Annotated in this window: 17 protein-coding genes and 1 pseudogene; 7 read left to right on the top strand and 11 right to left on the bottom strand. The window is 46.6% G+C overall.

Features of this window, described 5'->3' with window-relative positions:
• Positions 1-111: 111 nt before the first annotated feature.
• The 5 genes from IT774_RS08050 to IT774_RS08035 all read right to left on the bottom strand — a co-directional run bounded on the left by IT774_RS08050 (position 112) and on the right by IT774_RS08035 (position 2,992).
• Positions 112-534, bottom strand: coding sequence for a hypothetical protein (locus IT774_RS08050; RefSeq protein ID WP_195812112.1), 423 nt, complete (start codon positions 532-534; stop codon positions 112-114).
• A gap of 1 nt (position 535) precedes the next feature.
• A complete protein-coding gene (locus tag IT774_RS08045) occupies positions 536-1,210 on the bottom strand; it encodes a C39 family peptidase (protein ID WP_195812111.1) in 675 nt (224 codons plus the stop codon).
• Between the two features lie 9 nt (positions 1,211-1,219).
• Complete coding sequence (locus IT774_RS08040; RefSeq protein ID WP_232365156.1) at positions 1,220-1,417, bottom strand: hypothetical protein; 198 nt, start codon at positions 1,415-1,417, stop codon at positions 1,220-1,222.
• An 8-nt stretch (positions 1,418-1,425) separates the two neighbouring features.
• Complete coding sequence (locus tag IT774_RS17390; RefSeq protein WP_232365155.1) at positions 1,426-1,566, bottom strand: hypothetical protein; 141 nt, start codon at positions 1,564-1,566, stop codon at positions 1,426-1,428.
• Positions 1,567-1,636: 70 nt separating this feature from the next.
• Positions 1,637-2,992 (bottom strand): dentin sialophosphoprotein, encoded by a 1,356-nt coding sequence (locus tag IT774_RS08035; RefSeq protein WP_195812110.1) that lies wholly within the window; start codon positions 2,990-2,992, stop codon positions 1,637-1,639.
• A 424-nt stretch (positions 2,993-3,416) separates the two neighbouring features.
• On the opposite strand from IT774_RS08035, the gene IT774_RS08030 reads away from it, so the two are divergent.
• On the top strand, positions 3,417-4,196 hold the full coding sequence (locus IT774_RS08030; RefSeq protein WP_195812109.1) for a winged helix-turn-helix domain-containing protein: 780 nt from the start codon (positions 3,417-3,419) through the stop codon (positions 4,194-4,196).
• Positions 4,197-4,218: 22 nt separating this feature from the next.
• Here the strand turns inward: IT774_RS08030 and IT774_RS17385 are convergent, their stop codons facing one another.
• From IT774_RS17385 to IT774_RS08020, 3 genes are all read right to left on the bottom strand, one after another.
• Complete coding sequence (locus IT774_RS17385) at positions 4,219-4,605, bottom strand: hypothetical protein (RefSeq protein WP_232365154.1); 387 nt, start codon at positions 4,603-4,605, stop codon at positions 4,219-4,221.
• The gene (locus tag IT774_RS08025; protein ID WP_232365153.1) at positions 4,602-5,456 is read right to left on the bottom strand and encodes a hypothetical protein; all 855 of its coding nucleotides are present in this window, start codon (positions 5,454-5,456) and stop codon (positions 4,602-4,604) included. Before IT774_RS08025 ends, IT774_RS17385 begins: the two co-directional genes overlap by 4 nt.
• 358 nt (positions 5,457-5,814) lie before the next feature.
• Positions 5,815-6,867 carry an NAD(P)-dependent alcohol dehydrogenase gene (locus tag IT774_RS08020; protein WP_195812108.1) on the bottom strand — a complete coding sequence of 351 codons (1,053 nt, stop codon included), beginning with the start codon at positions 6,865-6,867 and terminating at the stop codon, positions 5,815-5,817.
• A gap of 550 nt (positions 6,868-7,417) precedes the next feature.
• On the opposite strand from IT774_RS08020, the gene IT774_RS08015 reads away from it, so the two are divergent.
• The 5 genes from IT774_RS08015 (at position 7,418) to IT774_RS07995 (ending at position 11,804) form a co-directional block, all read left to right on the top strand.
• A complete protein-coding gene (locus tag IT774_RS08015; protein ID WP_232365189.1) occupies positions 7,418-8,293 on the top strand; it encodes a DNA replication terminus site-binding protein in 876 nt (291 codons plus the stop codon).
• Between the two features lie 107 nt (positions 8,294-8,400).
• Positions 8,401-10,011: an FAD/NAD(P)-binding protein gene (locus IT774_RS08010; protein WP_195812106.1), complete on the top strand. Its 1,611-nt coding sequence runs from the start codon at positions 8,401-8,403 to the stop codon at positions 10,009-10,011.
• A gap of 69 nt (positions 10,012-10,080) precedes the next feature.
• Positions 10,081-10,428 (top strand): hypothetical protein, encoded by a 348-nt coding sequence (locus IT774_RS08005; RefSeq protein WP_195812105.1) that lies wholly within the window; start codon positions 10,081-10,083, stop codon positions 10,426-10,428.
• 113 nt (positions 10,429-10,541) lie between these two features.
• Complete coding sequence (locus tag IT774_RS08000) at positions 10,542-11,345, top strand: DUF945 family protein (protein ID WP_408641205.1); 804 nt, start codon at positions 10,542-10,544, stop codon at positions 11,343-11,345.
• Positions 11,346-11,447: 102 nt separating this feature from the next.
• Positions 11,448-11,804 (top strand): hypothetical protein, encoded by a 357-nt coding sequence (locus tag IT774_RS07995; protein WP_195812104.1) that lies wholly within the window; start codon positions 11,448-11,450, stop codon positions 11,802-11,804.
• Positions 11,805-11,932: 128 nt separating this feature from the next.
• Here the strand turns inward: IT774_RS07995 and IT774_RS07990 are convergent, their stop codons facing one another.
• The 3 genes and pseudogenes from IT774_RS07990 to IT774_RS18020 all read right to left on the bottom strand — a co-directional run bounded on the left by IT774_RS07990 (position 11,933) and on the right by IT774_RS18020 (position 13,616).
• A complete protein-coding gene (locus IT774_RS07990) occupies positions 11,933-12,298 on the bottom strand; it encodes a diacylglycerol kinase (RefSeq protein ID WP_195812103.1) in 366 nt (121 codons plus the stop codon).
• Between the two features lie 163 nt (positions 12,299-12,461).
• Positions 12,462-12,872, bottom strand: coding sequence for a glutamate synthase-related protein (locus IT774_RS18025; protein ID WP_408641204.1), 411 nt, complete (start codon positions 12,870-12,872; stop codon positions 12,462-12,464).
• A pseudogene (locus tag IT774_RS18020) lies at positions 12,869-13,616 on the bottom strand (glutamate synthase-related protein). The gene IT774_RS18025 and the pseudogene IT774_RS18020 overlap by 4 nt, the downstream one beginning before the upstream one ends.
• Positions 13,617-14,365: 749 nt before the next feature.
• Here IT774_RS18020 and IT774_RS07980 point away from each other — a divergent pair.
• On the top strand, positions 14,366-15,313 hold the full coding sequence (locus IT774_RS07980) for an alpha/beta fold hydrolase (RefSeq protein ID WP_195812102.1): 948 nt from the start codon (positions 14,366-14,368) through the stop codon (positions 15,311-15,313).
• Positions 15,314-15,353: the final 40 nt, after the last annotated feature.

Below are 15,353 nucleotides of genomic sequence, written 5' to 3'. Positions count from 1 at the left end.
TCTGTTCACATAACCACCAATATAAACGTCTTTATTAAGGCATTACAAGCTTTGTCGGTGCATATCAAAGGTGCGATAACATCGTAAAGGAGAGGCTTTTACCTTGTTCGGCTAGCGTCCAAGGGCGTTATGAAACAATGTTTCAAACACCACGGATTGTGACAAGTACTGCTGGACCGGCGCAAGATTACTCACACTGATGTCGATTTCTGTAAGGCTAAAAAGAACCTGATTATTCAAGGTATTCTGAAGCAACGTATTGGCGTCATTGCCGGCGAAAGTCACAAGTCTGGTATCCATACTATCGAAGGTGGTGTGAGCCTGGGGTCTGCCATTAACAAAAATTTGTTTACTTAACTGAATATCGACAATCATGCCATTATCCAATACAAACCCTGCCCGCATGCTATTTAATGTGTCCTCAGCCACCGGGATCCAGTGGTCTGCGGTTATATCACGGGCATGAGCGTACATCGGGGTTACGCTGCCGATGGTTATCGCTACTGCTATGCATAGGCCTGAGAGTAGCTTCATTTTAAAAGTCCCAGTTACCCGCGGGGATGACACTAAGCACATCCAGACGTTGTATATCTACCGGCAAACCCAGGTTGGCCTGAGCCGGAGACTGATATTGTTTATCAAAAGAATAATGGTAGCCCGCTATGTCTACCCTGTTCTGAACCATAAAAAAAATGCGTCCTGCCCACATGCTTTCAAACTCTTCCCTGGGAATAATTTTTAAGCCTACGGCCGGATCGCCCACTAACACCTCGTTTGCTCGTTGCGCTTTCACAATGACAAAATGCATATAGCCATTGTTATTGATAATAGTGATGCCGGGGCGTTGGGATTGCGCCAGTTGTTCCAGGGTTATTTTAAAGCCATTAGACTGATAACCACGGCGTGATAAATAATGTTTCATATCCAGCATCGAGAACCCTTGCTGGCGTATTTTATCTTTATTGCCTTTGTTGAACATATCTTTAAACACAGCAAACTCTGTTACTATGTCATTGTAATGAAAGGATAGCAGGCTGGCCAAAGCGGCCGACCCGCAGCTAAAATCGTACTGTTGCCGGTAAATTCGGTCGAAACGCTTTTCAACCATACTTTCTACCTGCACATTCAGATTCCCGCCGATGTTAACCATGCCGGCGACACTGCAAAATGTAACCAGAAAAAGTGCAACACCTACCCCTACTATCTTCATGATTGTACCCTATTGCTCCTGATGAATCGTAACCGTAATAATGGTCGAATCTTGTATGATCACGTTATTACCAGTGTTCTGAATAATCGAAAAAACGCCGGTGGCGTCGGTAAACGAACCATCTATTGAATTACTGCCAGTTACACTGTTTGACGCATCATTGTCTGCCAGTATTGCTTCCAGGTGTGCTGCACTGGTGATATCCACCACACCACCTAGCCCCGAACTGTATCAAGCTCTTCCAGCTGAACCGGACTTCCCAGCGGATCGGTGTGGATCTCAGGGTGTGACATTGCCGGTGTTGAAACAGCTGTGATAACCATTAACCGGCAACAACATTGATAAAAAGTTGCCATGGCTATTTTCCTTCATAAGGGAGCCTGACGATACAGCCGTCAGGCCCATTTGAGTTGCTCAGGTATATAACTACTGACCAGGATTCACACTAACATTACCCTGGAAAGAAACCTGTTGTTGAACCAGGGCATTTTCGCCAAGGTTTTGTACATTTTGGTTTATTCCAGCAGTGCCGTTAAAGGTGTTGTCCATAGAGTTGGCGTTGCTGATGCTTGAACGGGTGTCCATGGAATATTCCACGTAATTACCGGTTACTTCACCTGTCAACATTGACTCATTAACACTATAGGTAGCAGACACGGTCGCGCCATTATCACCTGCGGCGGTTCCGGTACCATCACTCATCACCATGCTGTTATCAGAGTTGTCAGTATTAGTTACTGTTGCAGTACTATTGTTGTTGGCGGCGGCGCCACCGTTAGCACTGGCATAACTATTATCTGAATTATCTGAGTTATCAGAGTTGTCAGAGTTATTGGAGTTATCTGAATTGTTCGAGTTGTCAGAGTTATTCGAATTATCAGAATTATCTACGCTAGCGGTGCTACCGCCATTGGCTGCTGCAGACCCCATTGCTGAGGCATTGGCCATGCTGTTGTCTGAACGATCAGAAGTAGCACTGCTACCATTATTTGCGGCCGCATCGGAGGCTGCTGCATAACTGCCGTCTGAATTATCAGAATTGTCGGAGTTGTCCGAATTGTCTGAATTGTTGGAATTATCCGAATTATCAGACCGGTCAGAGTTAGCGGTGCTGTTGTTATTCGCGGCGGCATCCGTTGCACTGGCAGAGCTATTGTCCGAATTATCTCTGGCGGAATTATCAGAATTATTGGAATTGTCTGAGTTATCCCGGGCTGAGTTATCCGAATTATTGGAATTATCTGAGTTATTACTCGCGTCAGAATTATCGCTATTGTCGGAGTTGTTGGAGTTGTCAGAGTTATCGGAACGATCGCTGGAGGCTGAGCTGTTGTTGTTTGCAGCAGAGTCTGCTGCCGAAGCATTGCTGCCATCGCTGTTGTTCGAATTGTCTGAGTTATCTCTGGCTGAATTGTCTGAATTATCACGGGCTGAGTTATCAGAATTATTGGAGTTGTCTGAATTATTGCTCGCGTCAGAATTATCACTGTTATCAGAGTTGTTAGAATTGTCCGAATTATTGCTGCTATCTGCGTTATTACTGCTATCGGAATTATCGCTGTTGTCGGAATTATTCGAGTTGTCAGTACTATAATCAGTTGTGGCACTTGAGTTTTCATTTGCTGCCGCGGCGCCCTGTCCACTGGTATCCGCATAGGCGGTTGCCGTTTGAGAATCAACCACTTCATCGGCGGTATTAGTGGGGTTTGCATACGCGTTCATCGATAAGCCAAACGCAAGAGCGATACTGGCTGCAACTAGACTTTTAATGAAGGCTTTCATCTTTATATTCTCCAAAAAGTGCGCTTGTTGCCCGGCTACCTGGAAATTTTTCGTACAAAAGCAACGCAACGCCATATAGCTTGTTAGAAATAGGCTCAATACCTCTTTGCCCACGAATACTATAGGTGATGCGCAACTCAAGATTCCATCAACAGAAACTCAAAAGTAACTCAAGAAAAAACAGAGTAAAAAGTGTCAGAAAATTTTACAACTTTGATAGTTTACTGACTCTTATTTATGCCGCGGTATCTTAAGCTCCCGAAAGTGCGGGAAAACTTATATCCGGTTTAATTTATGCTTATTTTTATACCGCATGGTTTTCTTCTAACTTAAACAACAAGAAATGCTATTTTTACGGTGCTTCCACTTCAGGAAGAAGTGCCTCCGTTTATGATCTTGCTGTTCATTATTGTAAGGCACAACAATGACAGTCTTATCTAACCATCAATGCATTATCGCGATCTCCGGCGATACCACAGTGACTGCCCAATTAAGTGGCTACTGTCTGGCAAAAAATATACAACTCACCATCTTAAAAGTACTCGATGAACTCAAATCAATGCATCGGCAAAGCCTGTTCAGGCTGCTGGTTTTTGATGCACGCCATGATCTTAAAGCGTTTGCCAGGGCCGATGAAAAAATATGGCAAATACTGGAGCTGAACGGTGGCACCCCGGTTATTTTTGTCTACGACAAACAAAAACCCCTGGTCCCCTCGTTTTTTACTCATCATCATTATTTGCCACGTGGTGAATTGCTTACCGGACTGGATTACTTTGTCGGTCAGTACTTTTACAAAAAGAATCACCAGGAACGAAGAGTGCGTGAGCGTCGTCATATGAATGACCGGCGTGCAAAACCCAACAATGGTCATTCAGGCTCACATTCTGGCGGTGACACCCACTCCATCATAAAAATGGGGGAATTTGAGGTTAACCCCCACACCCGAACGGTTTATAAAAAAGGCCGTGATTTACAGCTTACCCGTAAAGAGTTTGAGCTTTTTATGCTTTTGGTAGAGGAGCGGGATGAAATATGCAGTGTTGAGGCCATTCTTAGTCAGTTGTGGCCCGATACTCCCCGTGCTAGCAAGTCCGATTTGTATCAATATGTGCATACGCTTCGTAAAAAGGTAGAACATGATCCCTGCCAGCCCCAATGTTTGTTAACCATTAAAGGGGTGGGATATCAGCTGCATATTTGAATATGCAGCTGATAAGCCAGGATCAAAGCGCGGACTGGAAACGCACGTTCAGGCGTACATCCTGGGCGTCATCGGTGACGCCTACCGCTAAAGACGTATTGATGCTGGACTGGGATGAATAACGAAATGAATAACCTACGATCAACTGTCCAATGTCCAGTTCACTACCTGCTATTTTTTCGTTGTTAATTTCAGACTCCAATACATGCTTGTGAGAATAACTCAGGCTCATTGAGGTACGTGGATTGAGCGACACACCCAAACCAAAACTTATTCCTATACCATCACCGGCATCCACCTCGCCGGTTTCCTCATCATCGGTTGTATCATTGTAGGAATAGCTTAAGTTGCCAAAAAAAACGCCAGGATCGGTAGGATAGATAGCGCTCAGGCTGGGTTGAATACTCATGTAACCCGAACCGGTGGGAAGTTCTGTAGGAAACACCGCGCCGGGTGTAGACTCGACAAACTCAACATCAAACGGGCTTTTACCGGTAGGAAAGGTGGCCGCAAGGTTCGCCACATAAATAACGCCCTGCCCGACATCATTAAGCTGAAAGCGAGTGGAGACCTGGATGTCACCCAGCCCTCGCCATTGGCATTAAACACTTCGTCTTCACTCACACCAATGCTAACCGGCCTCGAGCGCTGGGTATCATCGCGGTATACATAGGGTACCTTGACCTCAAATTCCCACCGGTCGGTTAATCCATAACGGGTAGACACACTGCCGATAAAACTATGGCGCTTTACCTGACGAATATCGATAAGACCAACCACCAGGGCTGGTATAAACGAATAGCCATCCAGAAACACTCGATTGTTGTCTGTATATGAATAGCTTAGCGAGGCCTCCCATATCGAGTTGTCTTTTCCTATTAAAACGCCGTTACCACTACTGACATTTTCAGGTAAAGCACGGGTATTAGCCTCCGGTTCCGGGGGCTTTTGTCCCACCGGTTCCGGGGTATTTCTGGCTACTTCAGGCGATGATTCGCTCTGGCTCGGTTTGGTTCGGGAGGTTTGCTCTTGCTTTTTGTTTGCACTTTTTTGTTGAAGGCTTTGTTTTAGCGCATTAACTTGCTCCTGAAGCTGCTCTATTAACCGGCCCTGGCGCTTTAATTCCTGCTCATAGGCTGTCGGTGGCGGCGAATCAGTTTCGGACTGTGCTGCCACACCCGGCAAATAAACAAGGCTCACCGGTAACGCCAACCAAAAAGAGTGCCGACGGGCAATCACGAGATGTCTGTGGCGTGCCATACAATCTCCTTTCCCCGCAGGGAAGTATTATTGTTTTAAATTAACAAACAATGTCTGGTTGTATTCAGACAGGTTTGTCTGCTCCTGTTTTTTAGGATAAGCATCAGGCAGGCGAACCCCTCCTTTAATTAATTAAAGTGCCAGTTGAGTAATTAGGCAAGCTGAAAAAAGTACTGAATGACAATAAAGACGAAAGGTGCGGTAAAACCAGATCGATAAAAAAGGCCTGAGTGAGGAAAGTCAGAGTGGCAGGCCCGGTAAGATTAAAATAAAAAAACCGGCAGTGGCTTATTGTAAAAGCACCTGCCGGCTTATGATTAGAACTGATGGTCTAACCTTATTTCAGTGCCGCATAAAACTAAGCATCAACGTCCAAAGACGACATATCCATTACAAACCGATAAGCGATATCGCCTTTCGCCAAATGCTCATACGCTTTATTCACTTCCTCGGGACGAATCATTTTACATTCTGGATGAATGTTATGTTTGGCACAAAAATCCAGCACTTCCTGGGTTTCCTCAATGCCGCCGATTAATGAACCTGCTATACGACGACGTCCCGTTACTAATGGAATTGTAGAAGGTTCCTCAAGCGGACCAACCTGCCCCACAATAACAAGCGATCCGTCTACATCGAGCAGCGGCGCGTATTGAGAAACATCGTGTTTCACGGGTACGGTATCCAGTATCAGATCAAATGAGTTCGCTGCCTGCTCCATAGCGTCGTCATCTTTTGATACCAGAATGCCGGTCGCACCCAGTTCTTTGGCTTCCTGATCTTTAGCATCAGAACGGCTGATGACGGTGACTTTAGCACCCATTGCCACAGCCAGTTTCACTGCCATATGACCCAGGCCGCCCAGACCAACTACCCCTACTCTGCTACCTTCTTTAACATCCCAGGTCCGAAGCGGTGAATAGGTGGTAATACCGGCACACAGTATCGGCGCCGCTTTAGCCATATCTAATGCTTCTGGCAGACGTAGTACAAACTGTTCGCGCACCACAATATGTTTGGAATAACCGCCTTGAGTGATGGTCCCGTCAATACGATCTGGAGCACCGTAGGTTGGCGTCATCCCATTACGGCAATATTGCTCTTCATGGTTGTGACATTGATCACAGTCCTGACAACTATCCACCATGCAGCCTACTGCTACATGCTGGCCTACTTTGTAATCTTTTACATCGGGGCCAACTTCCAGCACCTTCCCGACAATTTCATGTCCTGGCACTAATGGATATGACTGGGGACCCCAGTCGCCGTTAACCGTGTGCAGGTCAGAGTGACAAACACCGCTATAAAGAATTTCAATCGCTACATCATTGTCGCGCAGTGCGCGACGTTCGAAATGATAAGGCACCATATGGGCATCAGAATCATGGGCAGCATAGCCAACTGTCTTCATGTTGTTCCTCGTATTACTTTGTTTGGTGTAATGGTTACGCCTCAACCCCTGGTTTGGCCTTGCATTACATCGCCGACCGCTCAAAAAACGCTCCTTAGATGGGAGAAAACACCAGGCTTGTATATACATACAGCATCCGGGGTTAGCGCATTGTGAAAGTAAGACCTCGTACTGTGGTTTTATACAAACCTGTAATGTGTGCCTGTTACCGCTTTCGGCTTCCCGGCAGGCAAGTGCTTAACGATAGCCCAATTTAGCTGCTTCGAAGGCATTAAATGGTAGTTTTGTAGTTTTGTGGACAGTCACTTTTTCTGACTTATGGACAGTCACTTTCCTGACTCATGGACAGTCACTTTTTCTGAATCGCGAATAGCCACCCTGGCTAACCGTTTTAGCCGCGACGCGGCGTAAGTATTAATATAAAGTCAGGGGTATGGTGCCGTAATTTCAATAATCTTTGTATTTGCTACCAAGAATCAATCCTGATTTGTTGGCATAATATCATTAATTCTCTTAGTATGTACAAACGTACAGTAGTTAAGTGAGCCCCATGATTTTATTGCGCTATTACATGATGAGGATTGAAGAGCATGCAGAAGCTTTGATCCAGTTGATCCACCAGCATGGGATCCCCCAACAAGCGATTATGTTTGCCATTCCGCGTATCACCAAAGCAGAAGAACAGCTAATCATCGACGATGATTACGAGGTTATTGAGGTCTCCACGGTGGTCGGTCAGCAGGCGATAAACATGGCGGCGCAGGCCTTCAAGGATATGTATGTCTATGACAACGACCTGAGTCGCCGCTTTGTACAAAAGTATCCTGGCTTAATCCCCCTGTCCTGTGAGCAGGCCACAATAGAGCCGGTAATTACCGGGTTAAACGAAGCAAAAGCGGCTTTTAAAGCTGAAGTGCAAAAATACGAAGACGCCGAACAAAAGTTTTTTGAGGTACATGATCGTTTTCATTACCTCATCACCACGATGGCTTATCGAAAGGTTTATACCTTTTGCGGAAACTACAAAGCCTTTTATTTTAACTGGTCTCGCCGCCCACGGGTAGAAACAGATACCAGGGATAACTGGCTGGAGCGAATTGAGCGCGCCAAAGCCACGATCCCAGCGAAGCATAATCAGTATTCATGGTACGCCGCCCTGGAACAAGAAAAAAATCTGGTAAACGAGTCCAGAGCCGAGAAGCTCAGTATTCGCCGTCCAATAAAACTCAGGCCAGAATGTTCGGTTCGCGACGAGGAAGGTAAGATGCTGGGGCACAGTGCAGGCTTGCCTTTTTTACTTACCGAAGCAGAACACAGACCCCGGGTGTCTGAGTTGAAAAATTATACCCGGACGCCGGTTAAAACCCGTTCAGGCAAATGGCAGTTGTTGTTACCACGGATACATCTTTACGAAAAATTACCCTAAGCGAAAGACCGGCAAAAACCGCATCACCTCAGCTTTTGGTGCCGGTTTGCTGATCCCAGGGTAATCGTTTTTGTGTATTTATTCTATTCTTATAAAGAGTCGTACCTATGACCACTGCTGTTTCGTTAGCTTCACATAAAAATATTGCTGTTATAGGTGCAGGGCCTGCCACTGTTTACCTGCTCGCCGAGATTTGTCGCGACAAAAAACTATTTAACCACCAGCTTACCATTTTCGAAAGCTCCGGGGTGATTGGCCGGGGAACCCCTTACAATAGTTACTCCAGTCAATATAAAATGCTGTCTAATCTGCACAGCGAAGAGGTACCTGAACTACATGTTCCTTTTGCCCGGTGGTGCGAACAAAACTTTATTACCGTCCCTGAAACCATAATTCCCAGATACCTGCTGGGACAATACCTGGAAGCGGCCTTTCACCATTACTGTCATTGCCTGGAACCAAACGTGCAGTTGGTATCACGCTGTGAAATAACCCGCATTGAACCCACTGACAGTGGAGCGTTTCTGGTCTATCACCATAGCCAGCCCGCCGGTGAATTTGACCAAATCGTCATTAATACCGGGCATGGAACGATTAATGAAAATGCTTTACCCAGTGATGAGGCCAGCGCCTGCATAGCGTATTTAAGCACCCCCTACCCTTTGCAACGCGTACTGAGCACTAACATCAGCAATATTGTAATCCGCGGGGCATCATTATCTGCTATTGATTGTGCGTTGGCGGTCGCCCAAAAAAAAGGCTATTTTGAAACCGTTCGCAATCGTCTGCGCTACACTGCCCGGACGCCCCTGCACCTTACCATGTATTCAAGTACCGGACGTTTCCCCAGTCCCTGGTTTGCCTCCCTGGATTTACAAAGCGATATTGAAGCCCGACTGAGTCAGATGGTGGGCGAGGCATCTACTATTTGCTTGCAAAGGTTGTTTAAAGCAGGATTTATCGATTTTCTGGCCGCTTATGCACCCTCGGTTTATCAACAGGTCCACTCCAAAAATATCGAACAAACCGTCGCCTATTTACTTTCTAACCGGCAAAAGCTTAGTGTAGAGACATTATTAAAGGTCGAGTTTCTTGGCCATCTTTATGATGCCGTCGCAGACCCGGAGAGTCAGGAAAACTGGCAAGGTGTGCTGGAGTGCTTTGGTAATGCCCTGCACTGCTATTCACATTTGCTCAGTCAGCAAGACTTGCGGTGTTATGAAAACGTATTAAAGCCTTTTATTGCCAAGGCAAATGCTGCTCTGCCCACCCAAAGTGCCGCGAAAATTCATGCCCTGATGCAAAGCGGTGCCCTGACCATTAAACAGTGTGAAATCAGTCGGGAAAATTTTGAACAACTCGCCTTCTGTGCGCCTGAACCGGTACGGCATTTGTATGTTGACTGTACCAGTGGCGATAACCTTGGTGGCTGTGCCGCTATGATACAGCCCCTTATACAAGCCGGGATTTTACAGCAAAAACCCGACAGCAACGCCAACAAGCCCGACTTGTGGGTAAACAAACATTTTCAGGCGGTGGCTGAAAATGGCCTTGCTCACATTTTTATTGGGGCTCCTTCGTTGTTAAGCTCCACCTTGCTAACCTTGCCGGGTCTTGAGGTGAACGACTTTTTATCCACTGCCATCGCCCAGGCTCTTGGTGCACAGCAGAGCATAGCCATCGATACCATGATAAACGCCACCAGCTCGACTCAATAGATCTGTCGAAAAATTGGATCGTATAGTGATGTTATACCCGTTGGGCTTTTAGCAAAAAACAGGATTTTTATGAAAAAGACTATAGTGTTTGGCGGCATCGGCATGGCCGTGATTTTAATTGGGGGTCAGCTTGTTACCCAATCAGCCTATGATCAAAATATCGCTGGCCAGATAAATTATTTTAAGCAGCAATTGGCTAACCAGGATATTACCTTGTCCCACCAGCCCGGCGAACGCAGTGTTTTTAGCGCCAGTGATGAGGTAACCGTAAGCCTTGGTGAGAACCATTCCGCCCTGGACCTGCTAAACCCCGCGGGACCTTTACCTTTAAAACCCTCAATGAGTGTACATTATTACCCTTCTATATTACCTGTGATGCACGTTTCACACCGGTTAGTGAGGCAGCTAAACAGATAGCCGACGCCTACCCCATAGATTACGATGCCGGCTGGTCCGCTAATATCCTGCTAAGCAATCTGCAAAGTCACCTGGTCACCGAACAAAGCACGATCAATGATTTTGATGGTACATTGACCCTGGCGCCATTGACGATGCAGGCAGAGTCAGATATTGATCTGTCTTATTTTGATACCGTGATCAACTGGAAAGGCCTCACCCTGACGGGAAGCTCTACTGGCACGGATGTGACCCTGGGGCGTATGCAATTTACCGCTGACAATGAACGGACTGAACGGGGTTTTTATGTCGGTGAATTTAATGCAGATGTTACCGATATTCGAATCGTCACCGGGGTCTCCACCATGCTGCCTACGGAAGTTCTGATAGATAAACTCAGACTGTCGGGCGAGCTAGAGCAGGAAGACGATGCCTTCTATGAATACGAGTATGAATTTGCCATTGATAATATCAGTACCGGCAGCTCTGAAAACGTCATTAGCAAGGTTAAAGCAGATATCAGCATAAACCAGCTGAGTGCCGAGCTCTTCGAGACGTTACAGGCAGCCAATAAGGCGTCCTCGACGTCAGGCTTAGACAAAGCATGGCAGACGTTTGGTCAAAACGAACATGGGATTGAGATTGAAGAGCTGGGATTCTTCTTTAATGAGCAACCGGTGTCATTGAATGCAGATTTGACGCTGGCGAAGCACACTATGGCTGACTATGACCAAAACCGGTTGGGGCAGAAGCTCAATGGCCAGGCTAACATCACAATTTCTGAAGAGCTTGCTAAGTCTAATCCGGTGATAAGCCTGGTGCTGGCCGAGCAAATAAAGAAAAATGTAGTGACATTACACGAAGGAAAGTATCAGGCTAACCTGGTCATCAAAAACGGCAAGATAACGGCCAATAACCAGGTTCTTTATCAGCTGTAAAGTATTAGGGCTCTCACGTCAGTGCGGATTGCGATTTCCACGAAATCTGTTTATCGCATCTTTGCGTAATTATCAGGCATACAGATAATAAGGAGTTTCACTATGACCAATGAGATACATGAACAACATGCTAAAACTTTGATAGGGGTCATCGAACAGTCCGCGTTGTGGAAACTGCATCCGGAAAAGCGTAGTCCTTTTGCCAGCGCTCAGGAAGCGATCAAGTATGTAGAGTCGCACAATGAACCTTTGTGTATCCGGGTGCCTGTAGCGGGTTCCGATGACCATCTGACCGTGAAGGTTACCTCAAGCGGCGAAGATGTGGTCTTCACCAATGTCAGTTTTGAAGACGCCATTGAAGAGCGGATCCACAGCTCGCATCTTAAGCTGGTAGAAAGCACGGTATCGAATATGCTCAATTCAAGATTACCCGAAGGTAAAAAAGTCGCTTCTTTTTAAAATGAGGTAAATCTGCTTTGTCGCCCCTGCTGTTATTGCCCGCTTTTTCTCGGATTTTAACAACCCGGTAAACCTGTAGGGGCGAACAAAACACCGTCAATTTGCTTATGAAAAGCTAATCACAGGCATTACACCTTCAATAACACTGCGCCCCATACCACTGCCACTAGCAGCAGGCTGATAAACACTGCTGCTGAACCGATATCCTTGGCTTTGCCAATAAGAACATGAACTTCATCACTGACCCTGTCAGCCAGCGCTTCGATAGCAGAGTTTAATAACTCAACAATAAGCACGATGAACAGACTCATGATCATGAGCAGTTTTTCGCTTAATGAGACTTCCAGATAGCAGGCTAACGGCAGTAACAAGGCCATAGCGGCAAGCTCCTGTCTGATGGCAGGTTCGCTGACAAAGGCTGCTCGCAGACCTTTTACTGAATAAAGAGTGGCATAGTAAAGCCGGGCAAACCCGGTAGATTTGGTAGTAAACATAGGTAATGCATCCACAGTGCTGACGTTTACAGTAGCGCACCGGCGGGTAAAAACGGCCAACCCCAGGCTCACCCGCAAAAATCACGTCATCACACATTTTTATTATTGTGGATGAATAATGCATTATTTAATGAAAAAGCACTAGCTTTTCTGCTAACGCAGACTAAGCGTCGATATTCTTGGTTTCCTTATCAATATCAGCCAGATGACTGGAGGGCATAAAGCTGTCGGCATTAGCTTCCAGAAAATGCAGTCTTAGCGCCTCTGGTAACTCCTCGCCTAACAGGCTACCGCGTTTAATCAGTGGGAAGATCTCGTCATAGCGCTTTACTTCCCATTGGCTGATACGCCGGAAAATTTGTGTACGATTAAGGTGATCTGGTGAGTTATGCCCGGTAGAGGACAAAATATCCATTAATGATTCCACGGTTTTATGATGGTAATTGCGTACGCGCTCGCCTTTATCAGTAGGATCCAGTCCTTTACTTAATTTCGGGTTCTGGGTTGCTACCCCCGACGGGCAGGTATTGGTATTACAGGAGAGCGACTGAACACAACCCAATGCCAGCATCATGCCCGCGCGCTATTACATAAATCCGCGCCAAGACTTAAGTGTTTCACCATATGAAAGGCGGTGAAGATTTTACCAGAAGCGATGATTTTGATGTCCCGGCGCATATCAAAGCCCATCAACACATCATCCACAAATGCCAGCGCTTCGCGAAGTGGGAAGCCGATTGAATTAGAGTACTCCAGTGGTGCCGCACCGGTGCCCCTTCCCCACCGTCTACGGTAATGAAATCCGGCTTTACGCCGGTTTCCTGCATAGCTTTACATACAGCGATAAATTCACTTTTACGACCCAGCGCAAGCTTTATTCCCACCGGCTTACCGCCACACAAATCGCGCAGCTTGGTAATAAAGTGCATCATTTCGATAGGCGTTGAAAAAGTGGTATGGCGAGGTGGCGAGTCTACCGTAGTGCCTGGCTCTACCCCTCGTACCTCTGCAATTTCAGCGGTATTCTTATGCGCCGGTAAAATCCCCCATGCCCGGGTTTTGCGCCTTGCGAGAGCTTCAACTCGATCATTTTTACCTTGGGGTGCTGGGATTTTTCTTCAAAAAGAAGCTCATTAAAAGATCCATCTTTATTACGACAACCAAAATACCCGGTACCAATTTGCCAGACGATATCGCCGCCATGTTCAAGATGATAAGGCGTCAGCCCACCCTCACCGGTATTTTGATAAAAGTTTCCTTTGGCGGCGCCCTTATTCAAGGCCTCTACCGCCCGGGAACTCAAGCTACCAAAACTCATCGCAGAAATATTAAGCAAACTTGCGGTGTAAGGTTGCTTACAGTCAGGCCCGCCGATGGTGGTGCGGGGATCATCATCCATTTCTTTTCTATCCATCGCTGATAACGAATGGCCTATCCATTCATACCCATCGGCATACGTATCCATTTTGGTGCCATAAGGCTGTGTATCTAATGATTGCTTTGCCCGCTGATAGATAATAGACCGATACATCCGGTTGACCGGGCGTCCTTCTGTGTCTTTCTCAAGAATATACTGTTGAATGAATGGACGGGTGCTCTCTATTACCCACCGCATTCTGCCCAGAAGCGGATAATTTCGTAATATTGAGTGCTGGAGTTGAATGGCATCGCGCCAGGCAATGATTGCCAGGGTAACAGAAACTAACAGTAGCCAGAAAAAAGGAGGCCATACCACCCCTGCCAGTACATTCAAAAATACTAACAAGGTAACAATACTTAATATCGTGGTTCGCATAAATCCTCCTTATAATCAAACAATCGATATGTCAGGGGCTAACAGCCAGATCAATTATGAAAACGAATTAACCCGTAGGTACTGCTACCCAGCGCGACTTTTGCAATGAATAAGATTAATTCGGGAGACGTACCTTTCATCCCCTCAGGCCATATGGTAAAAAGCATTTACAATGCATGTGCTGGTCAGAGTTTTCGATGCAAATCAATTTTTTAGGCAGACCAGATTTCTTTCTACGCGTTTACGCATTTTCTTGGAGCTAACAAACTTTTATGTGGATTTTGCTCACCTTTATTGCGCTGTTAATCATCGTTTATTGGTACACTTACCCCCGGCTTGGCGAAATTATGTTAAATGCCTATCAGCAACGCGCTATTCAGCAGGCGAACCTGGTGCGTCGACGTTATTCCATCAATGGCATCAGTCTGAGCGTGCTTGAAACCGAAGGTGCCCGCAATAAAAGCAAACCCTTGCTGATGATGATTCACGGCTTTACCGGCGATAATTCTGTGTGGCTGTCGTTGGCCACGCTCTACAAAGACGATTATCATATTGTGATCCCGGACTTACCTGGACATGGGCACACCGGATTTTCACCACAATGGCAATACGATATTGAAGCGCAGTCCACCTTGCTCAACGCACTCATCTGGCGGCTGGGCTACCAAAAAGCCACCCTTATCGGCAACTCCATGGGCGGCTATATCAGCGCCTGGATGTCCCGCTACAAAGCATCGGCAGTACAGGCTCAGATTTTATTATGCCCGGCCGGATTGCCGGCACGCCGTAAAAGTCGTCTGGACGCTTTGTTAGACAAAGGTCAGAACCCATTTTTCATAACCCGGCGGCGGGCCTATTATCGATTATTGTCGATGACCATGTCCTCCAGTCCCTACATTCCCAGGATGGTGAAAGATGTGCTGGCGGATGAACACATTCGTCGGGTCAGTGAATATCAGCAGGTTTTCGGCGACTTCGCCAGCACCGGCTACATGAATACCCAGGAATTGGCCAAAACGCGGGTCCCGACGCTCATCATCTGGGGGGCGCGTGATGCTATGCTGGATGTCTCCGCCCTGGACAACTGGTTGGACTGCTTATCCTGTGACTATGAGGTATTTCATGATGTAGGGCATATGCCCATGCTCGAAGCACCTGGTCGCACTTACCAGCGCACCCAACATTTTTTACATCAGCCGCGGGCTGACTATGCTGCCTAAGCCACCCAGCTGGCTGGTGAACTTTTTGTACTAACTACTC

The organism is Salinimonas marina, from assembly GCF_015644725.1.
GTDB lineage: Bacteria > Pseudomonadota > Gammaproteobacteria > Enterobacterales > Alteromonadaceae > Alteromonas.
The sequence above is the reverse complement of the archived record's forward strand: the minus strand, read 5'-3'. Positions and strand labels throughout refer to the sequence as shown.